The organism is Zooshikella ganghwensis DSM 15267 (assembly GCF_000428585.1).
GTDB classification, from domain to species: domain Bacteria; phylum Pseudomonadota; class Gammaproteobacteria; order Pseudomonadales; family Zooshikellaceae; genus Zooshikella; species Zooshikella ganghwensis.
This window is the reverse complement of the sequence record NZ_AUAF01000278.1, coordinates 1-3,312: the sequence shown is the minus strand read 5'-3', so window position 1 is coordinate 3,312 and position 3,312 is coordinate 1. Positions and strand designations below refer to the sequence as shown.

At 34.0% G+C, this 3,312-nt stretch carries 6 protein-coding genes; all 6 read right to left on the bottom strand.

The features are described from left to right. Positions 1 to 53: 53 nt before the first annotated feature. The 6 genes from F607_RS34445 to F607_RS33290 all read right to left on the bottom strand — a co-directional run bounded on the left by F607_RS34445 (position 54) and on the right by F607_RS33290 (position 3,219). Positions 54 to 197 (bottom strand): hypothetical protein, encoded by a 144-nt coding sequence (locus tag F607_RS34445; RefSeq protein ID WP_157365610.1) that lies wholly within the window; start codon positions 195 to 197, stop codon positions 54 to 56. Further along, positions 194 to 784: a hypothetical protein gene (locus F607_RS0125815; protein WP_027710319.1), complete on the bottom strand. Its 591-nt coding sequence runs from the start codon at positions 782 to 784 to the stop codon at positions 194 to 196. The genes F607_RS34445 and F607_RS0125815 overlap by 4 nt, the downstream gene beginning before the upstream one ends. A gap of 132 nt (positions 785 to 916) precedes the next feature. After that, positions 917 to 1,525, bottom strand: a complete 609-nt coding sequence (locus F607_RS0125810) for a hypothetical protein (protein WP_027710318.1) — start codon at positions 1,523 to 1,525, stop codon at positions 917 to 919. Between the two features lie 49 nt (positions 1,526 to 1,574). Next, positions 1,575 to 2,183, bottom strand: coding sequence for a hypothetical protein (locus F607_RS0125805; protein ID WP_027710317.1), 609 nt, complete (start codon positions 2,181 to 2,183; stop codon positions 1,575 to 1,577). 142 nt (positions 2,184 to 2,325) lie between these two features. Continuing rightward, complete coding sequence (locus tag F607_RS34440; protein ID WP_157365609.1) at positions 2,326 to 2,466, bottom strand: hypothetical protein; 141 nt, start codon at positions 2,464 to 2,466, stop codon at positions 2,326 to 2,328. Positions 2,467 to 2,721: 255 nt separating this feature from the next. Continuing rightward, positions 2,722 to 3,219, bottom strand: coding sequence for an RDD family protein (locus F607_RS33290; RefSeq protein ID WP_051311842.1), 498 nt, complete (start codon positions 3,217 to 3,219; stop codon positions 2,722 to 2,724). Positions 3,220 to 3,312: the final 93 nt, after the last annotated feature.

The following is a 3,312-nucleotide window of genomic DNA, read 5'->3' as shown; positions in this document are numbered from 1 at the left end:
AAGTATAAGTGATGACTTTATTAAATTAACACCCAATGACGCTGACACTTTAATTAATCAACTCGCGATGGCTGCTTGATGGCCAAAGTCGAGTTCATCGTACCCGCTATTTTTAACTCATCAAATGCGATGTCGTTTTGAGAAAGCTTTGCTTCAGGTGATTTATAAATTTGGTTTGTCACTCTAAGTAAACTCACAGACTATTCATGAACTCAAAAGCCCGAGCATCAACTTCAGAGATTACTTGGGATCTGCTATATTCTGTATTAAGTTTATCGCAGGAAATAACTTCACTGTATACCATCACAAATAAACGGCTTTTATTAGGTGGGAGTACCTTGCGATGCATTTTCTGAATAAAACAGCTGTTTTCTGAAGACCGTGCTAATTTGCCAACCTTGAAATACGTTTTATAGTTAAAGCCCCTGAATTGCATATTACCAGAGTTAAAAAGCTCTTTATCTTTAAGTTCATCAATAAACATTGTTTGAGCCCCTGCCTCAACGAACGCAACATAAAAGGCTCCATCAACATAACCATTTGCACTCTTTTTTAGGAAAAGATAGGAATTCTCATTATCATAAGATCCACTAAAACCATTATCATACTCATTAAACTTCTTACCAGAGGTTGAATTCACCAGCTCATAAGGCTGTGGTATGTTGAGGCGTATTGCGGGTGAGGCATTAGAAACTAGGATATTATCCTTAACAGTACGCTTAACGTTTACACCACAACCAGCAAGCACTACCGATAAAACAATAACTAACAATGTATTTTTCATAACAAACCTAATTTAGATACTGCTCAGACTTTATTTTGAGGCCAGCATAATATCACCTGATCAATATTCAGCCAACACATCCAAGCATCAATACTGAACTAGTCTAATCACTTCAACTGTAAGGAGAAGTACTTATAAACTCATTCTTCTAACCAGTTCATTTGCCTGCTTATCAACACTAGTCAACAAGCTATCATCATCCACTCTTCCATTATGAATTTGGTTACAGGGTATAGCTATAATGTAACTAATTGAAAATAAATGTTTTTTCTCTGTATTTAGGAATGTCCAAAACCTTTTAGATAGGCTACATTGAGCTAAAACATCTTTATCTAGTGGTGATCTATGGACCTCAAAAAAAGTGGTATAACTGGTATCATTAATCGTTATAGCACTTCGATTAAAGTAGCTATTTCCCCAGTTTTTAATATCATACGTTAATGTTTTACTAGCATCGCTAAAATCTATTGTTAAAGTACTATCAGTAACCCCTTTAGCATTACGTTTCTTAAAGTAAAACCAATCACGATGCTCATATGCACTACCACTAACGTTAGAAAACTGAACGAGCTTTTTCCCGGAAAAAGAGTCAATAAACTCATATTCATAAGGTACGGCTAGCCGAATTTTTGGGTGGTTTTCAGAAACAACAACGTTATCATAGCCGATATATCGCTTTACAGGTGCAGCACATCCTGAAAAAAATACTGATAAGACAACCAGCAAAAATACCTTTCTCATGAATAAAACCATCCATTTATCAAAAAAATTAAAGCGACATATATTTAACTCAAAAACCCTTACTTAAACTCAATAATAATTTATATGCACTTTTATCAATTTCATTAATCAATCCCTTATCAACCACTCTATTATTTTCTACTTTATTGCATGGCACTATCGCCGTGTAGCTAATTACAAACATATGATTAGTTTGAGGAGGAAACGTAGATACAAAAAACTTATCTACCCTACACTGAGCAACGCTAAACTTTGCCTCGTGATCACTCATTTTGGATGCCATAAAGTAAGTTGTATAACGAATACCATTAATTACGCTATAACTAAAATTAAACTTTCTTGCATCATTAGTATCATCAGAGTAATGTACGCTAGAATCACCATCATAAAATCTAATATCAAGTGTAGTTTCAACAAGTCGTTTACTATTTCTTTTATAAAAGTAATACCATGACTCTCTTTCAGATGAACTTTTGCTTGTATCACTATTTCTCTTACCTGAATAGGAATCAACCAACTCATATTCAGTAGGTATATTCAAACTAATTTTTGGAAAACCTTCTGAGACTAAAGTATGCCCTTGTAATGATCTCTTGACAGGTACAGCACACCCAGAAAAAAAACTAGTAATAACAATTAGTAATAAAGCCTTCTTCATAAATAACCTTACGTAGCTACTGCACAGATACTCGTGAATCGCGGCATAATAGCAGCTTGCATAGCGGCATCCAATAAGAAGAAAAGCTTATACTGAGCTAGCTCAATAGGAGAATTGAATTTTTAGATCGTAAGATAGAACACTAACTATCACGTCTTAGAAAATATATCGCATTTTCAATAGCTTGCTTTTCAGATAACCGAGGATTCTTACTTTTTTCGTGATTTAATAATCGTTCTGCACGCTCAACATCACCACGACAAAGCCCTACAAGTTCACTCATCACAGAGTCTACTGCATACCCAGTACCCTTGCGGTTGAAAAGTTTTTTATACAGAAAAAAGGATGCCACAAATAAAAGAACGGCAATAATTACTAAGTGCAAACTAATACCTTAACCTATATCATTTCTAGAATTCGAAAGATCAGATTTTATGAGCTTCACATACAAAAAATCAATAGAGTAAAACTACTTAACATACTTATAAGCTTACCCTATTGGTCTCTTTAGTTTAACAGATAAAGTTATTACTATTTTTTATAAATTATTCTGTAAATCAATCACTTTTGTACTTGCAGCCAAGTCATGTAAACAACGTTTTTCACGACTGAATATAAAAAGTCCATCAATCAGCCATAACACTCCCAGAAATGCATCACCAATCCAAAATAAAACATGACGCAAAAATAATAAGGAGAACAAATCTAGTTTCTCATTATCGTTATAGCTTACGATTGCTATTTTTAACAACTTCTTGCCAATGGTTTGACCATTTTTGATAAGAAGCCAAATATTTAATACCAAAAATAATAAACCTACAACACCACTATATACTAATAAAGCAGTATCATAATCTTTCCAATAATATTCTTGAGGGTCAAAAAACCAAAAACCCAGCAATATTGGAGCAATCAACGTTACTCTATCAATGATAGTAGCCCAAAAGCGTTTTGATATAGACGCAAGCTTATATGTATCTAAAACGTTTTCTCGTAACTCTGCATCAGGTGCGTGGTAAATTTCACTATTACTCATACTCGATTCCGAAGTTTTTTTAGATTGACATATTCATTCGTTTACTCATGCCGCTGCTCTGTATTTTAATGAGTTAGTGGGCTCTTGTTTGCC

What these genes read in the sequence shown, in the direction of transcription:
- F607_RS0125815 (WP_027710319.1), bottom strand. Translation starts at nt 784, where the DNA reads ATGAAAAATACATTGTTAGTTATTGTTTTATCGGTAGTGCTTGCTGGT.
- F607_RS0125805 (WP_027710317.1), bottom strand. Translation starts at nt 2,183, where the DNA reads ATGAAGAAGGCTTTATTACTAATTGTTATTACTAGTTTTTTTTCTGGG.
- F607_RS34440 (WP_157365609.1), bottom strand. Translation starts at nt 2,466, where the DNA reads ATGAGTGAACTTGTAGGGCTTTGTCGTGGTGATGTTGAGCGTGCAGAA.
- F607_RS0125810 (WP_027710318.1), bottom strand. Translation starts at nt 1,525, where the DNA reads ATGAGAAAGGTATTTTTGCTGGTTGTCTTATCAGTATTTTTTTCAGGA.
- F607_RS33290 (WP_051311842.1), bottom strand. Translation starts at nt 3,219, where the DNA reads ATGAGTAATAGTGAAATTTACCACGCACCTGATGCAGAGTTACGAGAA.